The following is a 16,571-nucleotide window of genomic DNA, read 5'->3' as shown; positions in this document are numbered from 1 at the left end:
AATTATGATAAGTAAATGAGTGGATATCTAATGATGTATTAACAATCAATATAAGCGGGTAAATAAACAGTAAAAATACTTCCTTTATTTTCTTCACTCTTTACAGTCACTTTTCCGCCATTAAGCTCTGTAAATTGATAAACGAGTTGCAAGCCCAACCCTAAGCCTTTCTCTCCTTGCGTTCCCCAAGAGCGCTTATTACCATCAAGTTTAAAAAGGCTATCTAGTTTATCCTTTGAAATTCCAATGCCAGTATCCTCTACCGATATAGCCACCATTCCGTTAGACCGCTCGGCTGTAAGTTTAATTTTACCTTTATCGGGAGTAAATTTAAGAGCGTTATTAAGAATATTACGCAGAATAGTATTCAGGCAATTCATGTCTGCATGCAACACTAAGTCCTCTTTAAAATCAGCGGTTAATTCAATATCCTTGGCTCGTGCCATATTATGAAATAACTCAAATAAATCATCTGTTAATTTATTTAGTTCTACCTTTTCCGGCTTAACTGGTATATTCCCCTGCTGTGCCACAGCCCAATCTAGCAGGTCATCTAATAAGCTGGAAAGTTGATTCACTGAATTATCAAAATGAACATTCAGCTCTTTTAAGTCCTCAATATTTTCCTCTTCTACCAGTATTTTAATAAGCCTACTCATGCCTTTAAAAGCATGCACAGGGCCACGAAGGTCATGAGATATGATAGAAAAGAAACGATCTTTGGTACTATTCAATTCATCTAGTTGGTCTCGCTGAGCTTCAATTTCTTCTTTCTGCTCTCGAAGTAAATTATTAGCTTGTCTTCTGTGTTTGTTATTTTTATATAAAAGGAAGGCCACAATACCCACCAATACCGCAACGGCACCAAGCGAAATTGCTACAATACTTTGCCTTCTTTTCTCTGACTCTAAAAGGTCAACTTCCGCCTGCTTCTGGTTCACCTCATACTCAGTGCGCATATCCGCCATTTTACGGATGGTTTCCTGATCTACTACACTATCCTTATAAGCATAGTATTTACCCTGATAATCAAAGGCTAGCTGATAGTCGCCTAATTCAGAATAAATTTCTGATAGTTTTTGACTAGCATCACGTACTTGCTCCTTAAAGCCTTCTTCAATGGCTACATCAAAACTACTTTGAGCGTATTTTAAGGCTTTTTTGTACTCGCCTCGATCTTTGTAGATATCTGCCATGGAGATATTATAGACTGCAACAGGGTATTTATCTCCAAACCTCTCTAAGGTACCTATTGCATTAGCCAAATTCATCTCTGCAGAATCATATTTACCTTGTTGGGCATAGACTAGTCCTATATTTCCTTCATTATAAGCTATCCCTATGTCATAATTATTCTTTTCAAAGATAATTTTAGACTCAGCAAAGTAAAGTAATGCGGAATCCTCCTTTTGATTTAAACGATACAGATCACCAGTATTTAAAAGGGTGGTTGCTAATTGTATGCTATCATGAGATATTCTAAAAATATTAATAGATAAATTATAATATTCAATAGCTGTGGAGTAGTTTGTCTGAAATAAATAAACCCCTGCAATCTCATTATATACTGAAGCTCTTAAATGATCCTTGTGAGTGACATTCGCATACCTCATTGATTTCAGTAAATTTCTTAAGGCCTCCTCTAAATCACCTTTAATTTTATATGCTTGTCCTTTATTTAAGTAGGCCAGCGCTAACCACTCTTCCTTCTTTACATTATCCGGATAATTATTATTCAATTCTAGGTCAATAGCTTGATCAGCATACTTAATTACCACTTCAGGATTAGGATGAGTAGTATATATTCCCCATAGAATACGCTCCTTCAAAGTATCAGCCAAAACTAAATCACTACTTCCCAGAACATTAATTAAACTATCAGCTCTAGCCAGATCTTGACTAAAGCTATTTGTGAAAACGAAAAGCGGAAGGATCATAATAATTACGACCTTCCATACTTTCTTTATACTTATTGACATAAATCAACTTGGTGGGTTTGGCTGGATCCTCAACTGAGGATCAAAATAAAATTTCTCACCATTACAATTAGAGTTACCATTAATTTTAAAATAGAAGCCATAACTAGCGGAAGTACCAGCATCTAATTCAGCCACTTCTCCCGTCCAAGATTTACTTCCTCTATCTTGAGTTGGTAAATCTTTAAAGAAATCCTGACAGCCTTTACTATCGTCAAAACTTGTGAGTTCCACTTCATCATCATTATTTATCGAGGTTGGTTTCCATGTTACTATCCCTTCAGGAGCAACATTTGTAATCAGATTAACAGAACCTTGATTACTATCTGGTGTAGGATCATCATCCACCATATAAATAACCGGTTCAAAATTACCTGATTCATAATTTTTAATAGTAGCCTGTGTATCTACTATTACAAGAATATGCGCATTCGCATCCATATTAGCCATGCTATAAACAATTAAGGTTAAAAATTAAGTTTCTAGGGTTAATTTTAAGCAAAAAGGCTCAGACTTCAAATCATAATGCTTATAAAAAAACATAGATCTTTATTATTTAACCTCAATATGCGTATAAGCGTATAATACTGTATTATAATCCAATTAAAACGGTTTACAATTAGAATAAAAACAACAGATGAAAAGTGAACGGTTTTCTTTAATTAAATAAAATGTTAGCTATGTCACATTTTATTAGTTCCGGTATCAACTAAAATAAAAACCTAAACTACTTGAATGCAAGTATAAAACTTTTGTCGCCTTAATCTTTTAACTGAATGCTATAATTTAGCTATTTCCTCACTAACCTAAAATTTTAAGATTAGCAGGTCTTATTATCATGTAAAAATTAATATCTACCAAACCATAGCTTCAAAAAAAATAAAGATGCATAAATACATTCAAAAAACTAAGCCTCAACCAATTGATTTTAAATTCATCAAAGCAGGATAGTTTCTTAGCTTAATATAATAAAGTATAAATCAATTCCAATATTATATCATCATTATATGTAATATTATTTCAATAACTGATAAAGTAAATAATCAAGCACCACCTTTTCTTGGATAACAACAGTAGCAGTACCTGTCATTCCCTTTACCATTTGCGGGAAACGCTCATCCAAATTATCCAAGGTTAACTTCACGGAATAAAAGCCTTCTTCATTAGTGCTAGAACTAATGGATTTAACCTTTGCATTTATACTGCCATAGTAAAAATGAGGATAAGCATCAAATTTTAATACAGCTTTTAGATTATCTTGCAACTCTCCTATTTGAACAGGATTAGCAAAAGCATAAGCAATATACTTTTCTTTCCCGTTAATTACTTTCAAACCAATTTCCTCAGGGTTCAATTCAGACTCTTTAACAGTTAAGAAAGAGACCTGACCCAAGGTATCACAAATTAAGGTTATACTATTTTCCTTGACCATACATTTACCATAATCAAGCTGCAACTGTCTCTGAGCTAAAGCCAATGCACTTAACAACTCACCTTCTAGTTCCTTTTCCTCCGCCTTAATCTTTTGCACCTCTATCAAAATACTCTCCTTTTCAGTCTCCAAAGTCTCTAAGTCATATTGATAATCAGTAATTTGCAAATTTGAACTATTTATAAAATGAACCAGTTCTTGCTCTTTCATCTTATAACTAGCTAATGCATTCTCCCAATCAGCATCTGACATCACGTTCTTATCATGCAAAACACGACTACGCTCATAAGATTTTTTAGACAATTGAAGCTGCTCTTCTAAGTTCCCTTCCTCTTCAACTTGAGAGTTTCTTGCTAAACTTATCAGCTCTTTTAGTTTAGTTAAGCTATTGCGTAACCCCTCAGCTTTAGTCTCTAACATCTTTATTCGACTAGCTATTGCAGGAGCTTTTATTTCATAAAAATTATTTAAATTATGCCTTGCTTGCTCAATCTCCCCTATTCTTTTAGATATTTCTGGTGAACTAATAGTCATCAAGGGTTGTCCCGAATTGACTTTATCACCAGAATTAACCATAACCTCCTGTATATAAACTTTATGAGGAAACTGGTAAACTTTCTCGTTTATTCCTCCCATCAACTTAAAATTCAAATTAACCTCTCTAGGTATAGGAATAATTAAACTCAAAACCACAATAATTAGCAAGAACACTACCCCTATATAAACTAGTCTTTTCACTAACAACTCACTAACATCATTAAAAGGCACATCATCCTCCCTATATAATTCCTTGTACTGCTGAGGCTGAAGATCATTATAACTATTTTGCATTTTCAATAATTAATATAAGTATCAATAAACTTCTTATACACCCCTTCATTCTCCAACAACTCTTCATGACTTCCATTTTCCACTACTACTCCATGATCCAATACAATAATTCTATCTGCACCTCTTAAGGTATTTAATCTATGAGCAATAGAAATAATGGTCTTTCCTTTGAAGTATGTCTTGATATTAGACATAATTTTCATCTCCGTTTCCACATCTAAGGCACTACTTGCTTCATCTAAAATAATAATGTCAGGATTTGCCACAAACAATCTAGCAAAAGCCACTTTTAATTTTTGCCCTCCTGAAAGACCTGTTCCATTCTCTCCTACTTTGAGATTATACCCCAAGTATTGCTGCTTTACGAAATCATGTAAGTCAGCTTTCTTTGCAGCTTCTATAACCTGCTGATCGGTAGCTTCAAAGTTTCCATATTTAATATTATCTTTAATGGTACCATCAAACAAGAATACCTCCTGCGGTATAACTCCCATCTTTCTTACTAACTCATTTCTTGCAATATTTTTTATATTTTGTCCATTAATGGTAATCTCTCCCGTGTAGTGATCGTACAATCTGCTTATTAGTTTTATAAGAGTAGATTTACCAGAACCATTTCTACCAACTATCCCCACAAATTCTCCATGCTCAATATCAACATTTACACCTTTGAGTATGTAATTCTCTTGATTACTTCGATATTTAAAATATACATTTTTGACACTCAAAAGATCAGCAGATTTCAATCCTTTTTTGTTTTCGAGCGAATAATCTGCTACTTCTTGAATAAATACATCATTTAGTTTATCAAAAGTTACTGTTAGTTCGGTGAATAAAAATGAGATTTGGGTTATCCTACTCAAAGAGTTCATAACCATAGTATAGATAGTTATAAACGCAATATACTGACCTATTGATATCTCATTCATGAAAGCAAAGTAAGCTCCCAACCAATATATACTAGTTCTACTTGTGAAAAATATAGCATTTAAAATAGTATTAAGTGTAATGTACTGCCGCTCAGTTTCTAATACTTTATTAAGTGCCTTAGTATATTGATTTTTCCATTTCCAAAATTTAAGTTTTTCTATCCCTAAAAGGCGTACCGTTTGGATACCCAAAAGCGTGTCCATCACTTGACCAATGGTTTTAACATTTTCCGCAAATACTTTATTTTCAAGATTCTTTAATTTAGGAAAGAAAAATACAGCATATAAAACATAGAGCAGAATGAATATGGAAGCAATTAAACCTAAAAGCCAATGATAAGAAACGAGAATGATTAGATAGAAAAAAATAAAAACCAAATCTAATAAGCCCTCTAACACAGAGGGATTTAATGCCTTTCTTATTTTTAAGTTTTCTTGAAATCTATTGATGAAATCTTCCTTTTTATGATTATCAAAATATATTTGATTTAACTTAATGAGATGATCAAAAAATTTACTAAAAAACTTACGCTCAAAAGTTGCCTTAAGCTGAACCAGGAGCATATTTCTCCCATATGTGGTGAATATTTGAGCAAAAAAAACCAATACCAGCCCTACCAGAATAGCATATAATAGTTTAACATTTTTATTTACTAATACATGATCTATAATAGCTTGAGTAAAGAATGGCAGAACCAAGCCCAAAAACTGCAAGATAAATGTACCTAAAAGTATCTGTATTATAAGTTTCTTTGATGAAAGTAAAGAAGGAAGGTAAACCTCACGTACAATACTTTTCTGTTTAATACGCTCCGCCTCTACTAACTCAGTAAGTTCATTATACTTAAAAATATTATCAGTAGGATTAAGTACAAGTACTACCCCATTCCATTTGGCGTTAAATTCTGATTTTGTTAGCTTATATTTACCTATGGCCGGATCAGAAATCCAAACATATTTATCAGAAGAGCGATACACAACCACAAAATGATTTCCTTCATAGTGAGCAATACATGGCAAGTGAATCTCTTGTAAATACTTATATTCTAATTCATAACCATCAGTTTCAAAACCAAACCCTTCTGCCAGCTCACTCAGCGTGAACAAGTCTATACCTTGGGCACTCACCTCTGCCTTGCCAGCTAAAAAACTTTTAATGTCATAATAACCATAATACTTAAAAATCATAGCCAGGCAAGTGGTGCCACACTCCATCATACCTGCCTGCTTTATAAATGGAAAAAACCGTCTTTTCTTCAATAGATTTTATTTAAAACTTATAATAAATCAAATCTTAAAACTATAATCTTTCCCTATAAAACCATAACTAATTTTTAAAATTGTTTGCAAAACTTACAAATAATAATTATCATTAGTTTTTAAACATTTTTTAATCATCTAAAATTTATCAAAATGAAAAAATTATCTAAAAAAGAACTTACTACTGTTGTGGGTGGACCCGAACTTCGAATTGACCGTCGTCCTTGATGATGATTAGGTAATAATAAAACTCAGAGCTGCACACTACAATAATCAGCACTGATAAAAAATAATCTTAGTATTATATAACTTTAAAATNACACTACAATAATCAGCACTGATAAAAAATAATCTTAGTATTATATAACTTTAAAATTTATAACAATGAAAAAATTATCTAAAAAAGAACTGGCTACTGTTGTGGGTGGACCGGAAATGAAAATACGAGAGAGAGACTGATTATCAACAATAATCAACTTAACAATTAAGATCATTAACAATACGTTTTATCAACTTTAATTTTATCAAAATGAAAAAATTATCAGAAAAAGAACTGGCTACTGTTGTGGGTGGACCGGAAATTAGAGTAGGCCCAGGCAGTTAAATACAATAAAAAAATTATCTAAAAAAGAACTGGCTACTGTTGTGGGTGGACCGGAAATTAGAGTAGGCCCAGGCAGTTAAATACAATAAAAAAATTATCTAAATCAAAATAGATAATGATTTATAACATTTAGAACTCTCTACTCCTCCTGTTTAGAGCAGGGAGTTCTAAGAAATTCTATGTACGATAAACCTCGGCAATATGGCCTCAAGTAATATTACCTATTTCTAAGTGAACAAAATCAATTAATTCCTTAATATAAGATTTGCTAAAATCAAATTTAATGTTAGCAGCTTCATATACTTCTGGTATTGATCTCGTATAACCTAACTTTAAGGCATTTATATATCCTTCAAGGCCTTTTTGGTTATCTTCTTTGAAATTTTTCCATACGGCTATCGCTCCTAGTTGCGCCATGCCATATTCAATATAGTAAAAAGGAACTTCATATAGGTGTAATTGCTTCTGCCATAAGAAATTTCTGTTTTGCTTCAGCCCTTTCCAATTAGTAATGTTATCAGAAAAGTCTGCAAATATTTCATTCCAGGCATCCGTTCTTTGTTCCTCTGTATGATCAGGGTTTTCATAAATCCAATGTTGGAATTTATCTATGGTCGCCACCCAAGGCAAAGTCTCTATTAGCTGTTCCAGATGCTCTTTCTTCGCTCTTTTTAGATCTTCTTCATTATCAAAAAACAAATCCCAATGATCCATAGAGATCAGCTCCATACTCATAGATGCCAATTCTGCCACTTCACTAGGGGCGTGTTTAAAATCAGTCAATTCCAGATCTCTGGTAAGGAATGAATGCACGGCATGTCCACCTTCATGCAATATAGTAACCATGTCTCTAAGCGTAGAGGTAGCATTCATAAATATAAATGGAACGCCTATTTCTGCTAAAGGATAATTATACCCTCCTGGAGATTTTCCCTTTCTACTTTCAAGGTCTAGATGCCCCATTTCATCCATTATTTCAAGGCATTCTCCCAAATAAGGATCAAGTCTCTTAAAGCATTCAATGGTTTTATTAGTTAGGTCTTTACTGCCTGCAAATGGCTTTAAAGCCTCTCTATTTTGCGGATCTACAGCTTTATCCCAAGGACGCAACTCATCTACACCCAGCTGTTGCTTTCTCTCTTCTGCCAGGTCATTAAGCAAAGGCACCACTTCCGCTTTCACTGAGCTATGAAAATCGAAGCAATCTTGAGGCGTATAGTCAAAACGGCCCATAGCCTTAAACATATAGTCTCTGAAGTTAGAGAAGCCTGCATTATGAGCCACTTTATCTCTAAGCTGTATTAAAGTGGTAAATAAATCATTGAGTTTTTCCTTATCCTCAAGTCTTCTTTCTGCAATTTTATAATATACCTCCTCGCGCTTAGCCCTGTCTGTAGATTGGAGAATAACACCGGCTTGCTGCAAAGTAAGCTCATTACCCTCTAGTTCTACCGTCATAGCTCCATTGATCTGACCAAACTTCTGTGTCTCCGTCTGTATTTGAGTAAACACTTCGATATTCTCTTCTCTGAATATCTCAATATCCTTACGCAAACTGCGGATCATGATATCATAGCCCTCTTCGCTTTCCAGCGCTTTCAGGTAGGGGCTATTTACCGCCTTCTGATTTAATTTATCTGACACAGGAGCTATCTTAGGCTCAATCTGCTGTACGAAATGATGAAAAGCCTGCGTGTATTCTTCATTATCAGTATACCTGGTCATATTAATATATCTCCAGGCCATGTCTTCAGAAATGATAGCTTCTAACTCGCTCCTATCTTTAAACCAACTCTTTAATTCTTCCTTGCTGCTAATTTCTCTTTCCAGAAGATCTTTGAAGTAAGGTTCCAAACCTTCCCAATTTTCTACTTTAAAGCCTTCTGGCAAAAAAGTTCTGGGTTTTCTTTCTGGTATAGTTATATCTCTACTCATTACTTTCTTTTTATTTTTTAAATGAAATTTAAGTGGTGATTAACCCACTTCAATCACTACATCATCAGTAAGCGGATGTCCTACACACATGAGCACATAACCTTCCTTCACCTCAGCCTCAGAAAGACCTTCTTCTTCATCCATTTTTACTTTTCCAGAAAGGCATTTGCCTCTACAAGCGGTACATAAACCACTCTGGCAGCTAAAAGGAAGATCTATTCCTAAATCCAGTGCTTTTTCTAAAATAGTAGTGCTAGGCTCCACTTCAAATTTATGTTCTTCACCTGAATACATCACCGTCACTTCTCTGGTTACCACCTCGCCGTCAGCAGCATCGGTAGATTTCTCCGCCTTATCTAAAGTACCAGAAACAAAGCTTTCTTTAAATATTTTAGACTTATCTATGTTCTGTTCTGCCAATATATCAAGTACATTCTGCATCATACCTTCAGGTCCGCACATAAGATAGGTAGTTTTTTCTTCTCCCCACTGAGGTATCCTTTCAAATATTTTCAAAAGCATATCATGAGTTAAGAATCCAGAGTGCCCTTGCCAGTTCATAGGCGCATCGTCTAAAACATGTATTACATTCAAGCGCCCTTCATGTTCGGCTTCCATTTTCTCTAGTGTTTCTCTAAAGATTACGCTATCCAGGTTGCGATTACAATAGATGAGGGAAATGATACTATCCGGCTCTTGATTAAGCAAAGACTTGGTAATAGAGATAATAGGGGTAATACCGCTACCTCCGGCAAACATTACTACATGCCTCTTATTCGTAGAAACATACTCAGTAGTAAATGTACCCATTGGCTCCATAATCTTAATGGTATCTCCTACCTTGAGGTTATCTGGCAGCCAGTTAGAAACCAAGCCATTTTCTACCCTTTTTACGGTAACGGCAGGCTTCTCATCCAGAAACGGAGAAGAACACAAAGAATAAGATCTTCTCACCTCTTTACCATTAATGGGAACAATAAGTGTTAAAAACTGACCTGATTTATAGTTAAAATTTACTTTGGGGATATCGAAAACAATAGTGATTGCATCGTTCGTTTCCTGAATGATATCATTAACGGTCAAATCATAATATCTGCTACTATCAGTTGTAGCCTTATTTGCCCCTTTATCTTCTTTTTTATTTTTTTTAAAAAAACTAAATGCCATGGTAACAATTTTAAATCTAATATTAAGAATACTCCATTTCACCTACAGAGCAAAAGACTGTTAAGTTCTTGAAAAGTATGCACAAAACTACAAAAATTGCAAAAAAGCCAGATGATTAAATCTTCATTTCTTACCTTCTGCTAAAGGGTATTTTATTAATTTTGCGGCTTCTTTAACAAAATACCAGCCATGGAATTAAATACACTTACAGCTCTTTCGCCTGTAGACGGAAGATACAGAAGACATACTTCAACCTTATCTCCCTACTTATCTGAGTTCGGCCTGATTAAATATAGAGTATGGGTAGAAATTGAGTATTTTATCGCCTTGTGCAATGCAGATTTACCTCAATTAAAGAATTTTGACCAGTCTCTTTATAACGACCTTAGAAATATCTACAAGAGATTTTCTGAAGAGGATGCTCTCACTATTAAAGAAACAGAAAAAATCACTAACCATGATGTGAAAGCTGTAGAATACTTTATCAAAGAAAAATTTGACAGCCTCAATATTAGTGACTACAAAGAGTTTATCCACTTTGGACTCACCTCTCAGGATATTAATAACACGGCCATTCCCTTATCTTTAAAGCATTCTTTAGAAGCTGTAGTACTTCCACTCATCTCTTCTATTCATGACAAAATAAGCAGCTGTGCTGATGAGTGGAAAGACATACCGATGCTAGCAAAAACCCATGGGCAGCCAGCATCACCGACCAGGCTAGGGAAAGAGTTCAGAGTATTTTCTGAGCGCATCAAAAATCAATTATACTTATTAAAAACCGTTCCTTACGCAGCTAAGTTTGGAGGGGCCACTGGTAATTTTAATGCGCACCATGTAGCTTACCCTAAAAATGACTGGGTCAGCTTCGGCGACCATTTTGTGAAAGAACATTTGGGCTTAGAGCGTAGCCACCCGACCACTCAGATAGAGCATTATGATCATTTGGCCGCTTTATTTGACAATCTAAAAAGAATCAATACTATACTTATAGATTTCAGCAGAGACATTTGGCAATATGTTTCTTCTAACTATTTCAAGCAGAAAATTAAAGCCGGAGAAGTAGGATCTTCTGCTATGCCTCACAAGGTAAATCCTATTGATTTTGAAAATGCAGAAGGCAATCTGGGAATAGCCAATGCTATTTTTGAGCATTTATCAGCTAAGTTACCCATCTCCAGGTTACAGCGAGACCTCACTGACTCTACGGTACTAAGAAATATCAGTGTGCCTCTAGCTCATACGATTATTGCCTTAAAATCATTAGAAAAAGGCATAGGTAAACTAGAGCTTAATGAAGCCGCTCTTAAAGCTGACCTTCAGGACAACTGGGCGGTGGTAGCAGAAGCTATTCAAACTATTTTACGAAGAGAGGGATACCCTAAGCCCTACGAAGCTTTAAAAGACTTGACTAGAACCAATGAGGCTATTACTGAGAACTCCATAAAAGCCTTCATAGAAACGCTTAATGTAAACGACGACGTAAAAGCTGAATTAAGGGTAATTACTCCTTATAATTACACAGGAATGTAAACTCCGAACAGCATAAAAAAAGCCACAGCACTAAGTGCTGTGGCTTTTTTATGCTATCTACATTCTGAAATTATACTTTTAAGCCTCGCCGCCTTACCCCGTAAAATCCCCCATCTGCTGCCTGCATTCTTTTCTTTTCTTCTTCAACTTAAACTTCCAAAAAGGTCCATTTTTAAAGAAAATAGTGACTTTAGAGCCGAAGTTATGCCAAAAACGAGCAAACTCATTTAAATGTCCTGGCTGACCTTTGGGTTGTGCTATATATTCAAAACCCATGGCAGTAGTTACATCTCGCATACATTTGTTACCTAGCAATAGACCTTTAGTATCCGTTTTCACTATACTCACCAGCCTTTTTTGCTTATAATCTTTATCTCTGGGCCTGTAGGTAGGGTCAGTGTTAGTAGTGCCTGTATCTCCAAAAATCAATTTCTCTTGAGCCTGAGATCTTACATTTACCAACCATAGCATAACACAAATGAAAAATATGTACTTTTTCATGCCGCAAATATAACCCAATTAATCTCCCTTATCATTATTGATCTTCAGGAACATATAGCAGCTCCCTATTTTCAAAATCATAAAGCGTGAGTCTTCTGAGGTTATAATAAGCTGACCAGAAAGCTCTGAGAGCATTAATATACCCTCGCTTGGCATCATCTTTTTCTGTAAGTGCAATATTTAGGTTTGTAATATCAATCTTACCAATCAGATACCTGTTTTGTGCTACAACATACCGTTCCTGAGCCACTTCATCTGATTTTTTGGTGATTTCAAGTTGAGTTCTAAGCACATCAAACTGCCTCACTTGAGTTAATATCTCTTGCTCAAAATTTTGCTCGTCTTGCACAATGGTATAATCCACCAGTCTTTGATTAGCTAAAGCCGTTTGCATTCTAGCCTTATTCCTTCCCCAATCTATCAGTGGTATGTTAAAACTAATATTAGCACGCACCTGGTTGTTAGGGTCTGTATAAAGTTGGTCTACATGAGGACTAGCGTTATTAGTACCATAAGAAGCGGTAAGGTCAGTCTGAAAACGCTGAGCCCGAGCCTGAGCTACATCCCGCTGGGCCTCCATTTTTCGTCTTTCAAAAGCAACAAAATCCGCTCTGTTTTGCCTGGCATAATCAAGTGCTTCTCCATATATAATTTCAAATTTAGGCACGGTTTCTGGCAATAATAAAGAAAAAGTATCGCCTCCCTGTAAGCCTATAAAAGCTCGTAATTGAAGCATAGATGTCTCCATGTCCAGCCTGGCCTGAGCCACATCTTGCTTAGACCTAAGAAGCTGAAGTTCCACTTGTAGTAACTTATCTTTTGAAGTGGTTCCTATATTATACCTGCCTTGCTCTATTTTGTATATAGTATCATTATTAGCCTGATTAAACTGAGCTATTTGCAGGTTTATCTGAGCACTCAGAAAAGCAAAAAAATAATCAACCGCATCTGATGAAATAGACTCCATTTCTTCAACATACTCCCTTTTAGATTCTTCAAACCTCAAAGGCTCAGTTTTCTTATCCCATTTCAGTTGGTTAAAGCCAAACAAAGGTTGCTCCAGCATTACATTAAATAAAGTAGAATTATACTGGGTGAGATTTTGGTTGTAATCTTTAAAGTGATTGAGATTAGAATTTACAGAAACAGTACCACCAGTAAGGCTAATAGGCTGCTCTATGCCCAAATTCACGTAGGAATTAATCTGCTCTCTGCTTTGAAAAACAATGGTACCATCGTCTAACCGGTTACTAAAATAATCCATGTTATAATCAGGGGCTGATCCGCTAAGCCTTAGCTGAGGGTTATAGTTAGACCTATAAAAGCGATATTGCCAATACTTGTTCTCCTTGCGTGTTTCTGCTTGCTTGGAAGCAGGAGATTGAGACTTGGCCCTTTCTATGATATCTTCAAGAGTTAAAGTCTGCACTTGAGCATGTAATGGTTTTAACATCACATAAAAAGCAATAATTAAAATATATCTCATGAAATTACTCATATCTTAATGATGAAATAGGATCTTGTTTGGCAGCTCTTCGGGCCGGGGCTATTCCAAATATTAAACCCACGGTAGCAGCTACGCCAAAAGATAAAATGATTGATGAAAAAGAAACAATAGTGGGAATTTCTGCTACTCTCGAAACTGTGTAGGCCAAACTCACCCCTAAAATAACCCCTATAATGCCGCCTGAAATACTAATCATGATAGATTCAAATAAAAACTGGTTTACGATATCAGTTTTTTTCGCGCCCAGGGCCAGTCTTAGACCTATCTCTTTAATTCTTTCCAACACAGAGGCCAGCATAATATTCATGATACCAATACCACCCACCAAAAGTGAAATGCCAGCTATAGCGCCTAGCACATAATTAAAAATATCATTAGTGCGCTGCTGTTGTTTCAGTAGCAATTCAGGAATCTCCACTTCAAAATCCACCACATCAAAATGCCTTCTTTGCAACATCCTTGAAACTACGTCTGCCGTAGGGTTGAGCATATCAGTTTCATCCACCTGAACAGTAAGCCTGTCTAGCTGATGATAATTAACCACCTCACTGGCACCTTCCTTCTCATCGTTATTATTACCTATACCGTAACTAGATTGATTAGCCTGTTGTATCATAGACTGAGTAATCAGATCTCGATTTCTATAGCGGATAAGCACCGTTTGCAAAGGAGTATATACATCCATATTATAATCTCTTATACCCAGATTACTCATGCTGTGCTCGCTAATTATCCTTTCTTTGAGAACTCCTATTATGGTAAGCCAGTTATTACCACATTTAATAGTTTTACCTATAGGGTTTTGAGTAGGGAAAAACTTAGCCTGAATAGATTTTCCTATTACACATACCGGAGCACCACGGAGCAGATGGTCTTCATTGAACATTTTACCTGCTTGTAATTCAAAATTTGTGATTTTAAAATAGCTAGGCTCTACCCCCACTAACTTGGTAGACCTTCTAATACCATTTTTTATGAGATAAGTCTCTAATATTATTTCAGGGCTGATAGTCTGGATTGAAGGAATAGCTTCTTTAATAGCAGCAACATCTCTCAGGGTAAGGCCCGGGGAGAACTTTGATTTTTGGTTGCCATCTGCTCCTTCAGATAACTTCTCTTCCTTTTGCTCCACCACCGGAGAAATCACAATATTATTTACACCTACCAGCTTAATCTGCTCCAGTATTTCTTCCTGAGCACCATTACCGATGGCCAACATGGCTATTACTGCAGCCACTCCAAAAATAATCCCTAAGGCTGTTAAAATTGAACGCACTTTGTTGGCTATTACAGCCTCCAGCGCAATATGAAAATTAGCTAAAAGTCGTTTATCAATATTCATAAACCTTTAGTTGTTTACCTCTTGTGCAGAGATATTATTTTTACTTTCGGCCTTTACTTTTTCGTCAGCACCCTCCATACCTGAAGGTTTACTTCTTTTCCCGTTCAATTCAGGGAGCAATTCTATTTTTCCCTCTTCATCATCTGGAACAGACATATATATACGGTCTCCCTCTTCCAAACCTGCCAATATCATAGCATCAGTGGTGTTAGTTTCTCCTACTTGCACCTCTTGCCTTACTATATTGATGCCTTCTTTTTTATACACATAGGTAATTGAGTCATTCTTGCTATGAAGACTTTCTAAAGGAAAATGCAAAACATCTGCCACACGCTTGGTTATGATAGTGTTGCTAGTAGTCATAGACGGAAGTAGCAAAGGGTCATAACCGTTAATTTCTATATTTACCTGAAATACCTTGGCGTCAGAGTTAGGTTTTTGCTCCCCTACATTAGCGATACTGATCACCTTGCCTGTTAATTCTTTCTCAGGAAAAGCATCCAAACCAATTTCTACTTTCTGACCTACCTTTACTTTTCTTACATCCACCTCATTCACGTAGGTTTTTGATAACATTACAGATAAATCAGGCAACGTAGCTACCACCGGATCCCAAGCACTAATCTGAGAGCCCTCCTTAATAGGCTTACCGTCCCAGCCTTTCCGATAGATTAGCATACCATCCTCTGGTGCTTTTATCTGAAAAGATTCACCTAAAGCCATCAGCTCGCTCAACTCACGCTTAGCTTTATTAAGCCTGCCGGCAGATATGCGCATTTTAGTGGCATTTTGCTCGAGTTTAATTTTGTAATTCTCTTTAGCCTGATTATAAGCTCTCTTTGATTTATCTACCGATATCTGAGCTTGTTTTATAGTGGCGGGAGGCTCGTATTGAGATTGCTCCAATACTATTTTCTTCTCCTCCACATCATACTTCAGGTTGATAAGCTCATCTCTGGCTTGCCTCATTTCCAGAGTAGTATCTAACTTCATCTGGGTATATTCAGACTCTCTGGTATCAAGGTCGGCCTGTACATCAGTAATTTTACCTCGTAGTTCAGAAGGGTCTAAGGTGGCTATCCAACCGCCCTTTTTCACTTCAGTACCTTCCTCCTGAATACTTTGAATATTTACCTGATATATACCAAAATTTCTTAAGCCGGAGGGGCCGAGAATCTCCACTGAGTTCTTGGCTTCCAGCTCACCGGTAGTTATAATTTTAACTTCAAAATCTCCCTTTTTCACTGTAGCCATCAGCTGTGAATCTGTGGCACTACTCCCTCCAAACACTAAAAAATAAATAATTAAAAGCACCACCAAGGCACCTCCAATGATTAAAATCTTCTTCATAAGAATGGATAGTATAAGTATTAAATAATTTTAGAATGGATTAACAGAATCTTAAAATCAGTGAACATTGAATATCGCTGAGATAAACGAATCTAATTAATATTATTGCATAACAAATATAAAATATAACTCCATGAATTATATTTTGGTAATATAGTGTACTTATCTTACATATGAAAATTATAGCATATTGATCGGCTCATT

Annotated in this window: 15 protein-coding genes; 5 read left to right on the top strand and 10 right to left on the bottom strand. The window is 35.8% G+C overall.

Annotation, left to right across the window (positions count from 1 at the left end):
* Nucleotides 1–38 precede the first annotated feature (38 nt).
* From JL102_RS18290 to JL102_RS18275, 4 genes are all read right to left on the bottom strand, one after another.
* Nucleotides 39–1,979 (bottom strand): tetratricopeptide repeat-containing sensor histidine kinase, encoded by a 1,941-nt coding sequence (locus JL102_RS18290; RefSeq protein WP_202245894.1) that lies wholly within the window; start codon nucleotides 1,977–1,979, stop codon nucleotides 39–41.
* A gap of 3 nt (nucleotides 1,980–1,982) precedes the next feature.
* On the bottom strand, nucleotides 1,983–2,426 hold the full coding sequence (locus tag JL102_RS18285; RefSeq protein WP_202245893.1) for a hypothetical protein: 444 nt from the start codon (nucleotides 2,424–2,426) through the stop codon (nucleotides 1,983–1,985).
* Nucleotides 2,427–2,991: 565 nt separating this feature from the next.
* Nucleotides 2,992–4,146 carry an HlyD family secretion protein gene (locus JL102_RS24035; RefSeq protein ID WP_202245892.1) on the bottom strand — a complete coding sequence of 385 codons (1,155 nt, stop codon included), beginning with the start codon at nucleotides 4,144–4,146 and terminating at the stop codon, nucleotides 2,992–2,994.
* Nucleotides 4,147–4,241: 95 nt separating this feature from the next.
* Nucleotides 4,242–6,428: a peptidase domain-containing ABC transporter gene (locus JL102_RS18275; RefSeq protein WP_202245891.1), complete on the bottom strand. Its 2,187-nt coding sequence runs from the start codon at nucleotides 6,426–6,428 to the stop codon at nucleotides 4,242–4,244.
* Nucleotides 6,429–6,581: 153 nt separating this feature from the next.
* Between JL102_RS18275 and JL102_RS24160 the strand changes: the two genes are divergently transcribed.
* From JL102_RS24160 to JL102_RS24145, 4 genes are all read left to right on the top strand, one after another.
* Complete coding sequence (locus JL102_RS24160; RefSeq protein ID WP_202245927.1) at nucleotides 6,582–6,656, top strand: bacteriocin; 75 nt, start codon at nucleotides 6,582–6,584, stop codon at nucleotides 6,654–6,656.
* A 156-nt stretch (nucleotides 6,657–6,812) separates the two neighbouring features.
* Nucleotides 6,813–6,887 carry a bacteriocin gene (locus JL102_RS24155; protein WP_202245926.1) on the top strand — a complete coding sequence of 25 codons (75 nt, stop codon included), beginning with the start codon at nucleotides 6,813–6,815 and terminating at the stop codon, nucleotides 6,885–6,887.
* Nucleotides 6,888–6,957: 70 nt separating this feature from the next.
* On the top strand, nucleotides 6,958–7,032 hold the full coding sequence (locus tag JL102_RS24150; protein WP_202245925.1) for a bacteriocin: 75 nt from the start codon (nucleotides 6,958–6,960) through the stop codon (nucleotides 7,030–7,032).
* Nucleotides 7,033–7,037: 5 nt separating this feature from the next.
* Nucleotides 7,038–7,112 (top strand): bacteriocin, encoded by a 75-nt coding sequence (locus JL102_RS24145; protein ID WP_202245924.1) that lies wholly within the window; start codon nucleotides 7,038–7,040, stop codon nucleotides 7,110–7,112.
* Between the two features lie 127 nt (nucleotides 7,113–7,239).
* Here JL102_RS24145 and JL102_RS18250 read toward each other — a convergent pair whose 3' ends face one another.
* Nucleotides 7,240–8,967: a M3 family oligoendopeptidase gene (locus JL102_RS18250; protein ID WP_202245890.1), complete on the bottom strand. Its 1,728-nt coding sequence runs from the start codon at nucleotides 8,965–8,967 to the stop codon at nucleotides 7,240–7,242.
* 39 nt (nucleotides 8,968–9,006) lie between these two features.
* Nucleotides 9,007–10,134, bottom strand: a complete 1,128-nt coding sequence (locus tag JL102_RS18245; protein ID WP_202245889.1) for a ferredoxin--NADP reductase — start codon at nucleotides 10,132–10,134, stop codon at nucleotides 9,007–9,009.
* A 189-nt stretch (nucleotides 10,135–10,323) separates the two neighbouring features.
* On the opposite strand from JL102_RS18245, the gene purB reads away from it, so the two are divergent.
* Nucleotides 10,324–11,667 (top strand): adenylosuccinate lyase, encoded by a 1,344-nt coding sequence (purB, locus tag JL102_RS18240; protein ID WP_202245888.1) that lies wholly within the window; start codon nucleotides 10,324–10,326, stop codon nucleotides 11,665–11,667.
* Between the two features lie 93 nt (nucleotides 11,668–11,760).
* Here purB and JL102_RS18235 read toward each other — a convergent pair whose 3' ends face one another.
* Genes JL102_RS18235 through JL102_RS18220 form a run of 4 tightly spaced genes read right to left on the bottom strand, consistent with a single transcriptional unit; the run spans nucleotide 11,761 to nucleotide 16,367 of the window.
* Nucleotides 11,761–12,168, bottom strand: coding sequence for a hypothetical protein (locus JL102_RS18235; RefSeq protein ID WP_202245887.1), 408 nt, complete (start codon nucleotides 12,166–12,168; stop codon nucleotides 11,761–11,763).
* A 34-nt stretch (nucleotides 12,169–12,202) separates the two neighbouring features.
* Entirely contained in the window at nucleotides 12,203–13,654 is a 1,452-nt protein-coding gene (locus tag JL102_RS18230; protein WP_237390656.1) for a TolC family protein, read from the bottom strand.
* 4 nt (nucleotides 13,655–13,658) lie between these two features.
* Nucleotides 13,659–15,017, bottom strand: coding sequence for an ABC transporter permease (locus JL102_RS18225; RefSeq protein WP_202245886.1), 1,359 nt, complete (start codon nucleotides 15,015–15,017; stop codon nucleotides 13,659–13,661).
* 6 nt (nucleotides 15,018–15,023) lie between these two features.
* A complete protein-coding gene (locus JL102_RS18220) occupies nucleotides 15,024–16,367 on the bottom strand; it encodes an efflux RND transporter periplasmic adaptor subunit (protein ID WP_202245885.1) in 1,344 nt (447 codons plus the stop codon).
* Nucleotides 16,368–16,571 lie beyond the last annotated feature (204 nt).

Source organism: Fulvivirga sediminis (assembly GCF_016757215.1).
Lineage (GTDB): Bacteria > Bacteroidota > Bacteroidia > Cytophagales > Cyclobacteriaceae > Fulvivirga > Fulvivirga sediminis.
This window is presented reverse-complemented; position numbering and strand designations above follow the sequence as displayed.

What these genes read in the sequence shown, in the direction of transcription:
- JL102_RS18220 (WP_202245885.1), bottom strand. Translation starts at nt 16,367, where the DNA reads ATGAAGAAGATTTTAATCATTGGAGGTGCCTTGGTGGTGCTTTTAATT.
- JL102_RS18285 (WP_202245893.1), bottom strand. Translation starts at nt 2,426, where the DNA reads ATGGCTAATATGGATGCGAATGCGCATATTCTTGTAATAGTAGATACA.
- JL102_RS18290 (WP_202245894.1), bottom strand. Translation starts at nt 1,979, where the DNA reads ATGTCAATAAGTATAAAGAAAGTATGGAAGGTCGTAATTATTATGATC.
- JL102_RS18245 (WP_202245889.1), bottom strand. Translation starts at nt 10,134, where the DNA reads ATGGCATTTAGTTTTTTTAAAAAAAATAAAAAAGAAGATAAAGGGGCA.
- JL102_RS18250 (WP_202245890.1), bottom strand. Translation starts at nt 8,967, where the DNA reads ATGAGTAGAGATATAACTATACCAGAAAGAAAACCCAGAACTTTTTTG.
- JL102_RS18225 (WP_202245886.1), bottom strand. Translation starts at nt 15,017, where the DNA reads ATGAATATTGATAAACGACTTTTAGCTAATTTTCATATTGCGCTGGAG.
- JL102_RS18230 (WP_237390656.1), bottom strand. Translation starts at nt 13,654, where the DNA reads ATGAGATATATTTTAATTATTGCTTTTTATGTGATGTTAAAACCATTA.
- JL102_RS18235 (WP_202245887.1), bottom strand. Translation starts at nt 12,168, where the DNA reads ATGAAAAAGTACATATTTTTCATTTGTGTTATGCTATGGTTGGTAAAT.
- purB (WP_202245888.1), top strand. Translation starts at nt 10,324, where the DNA reads ATGGAATTAAATACACTTACAGCTCTTTCGCCTGTAGACGGAAGATAC.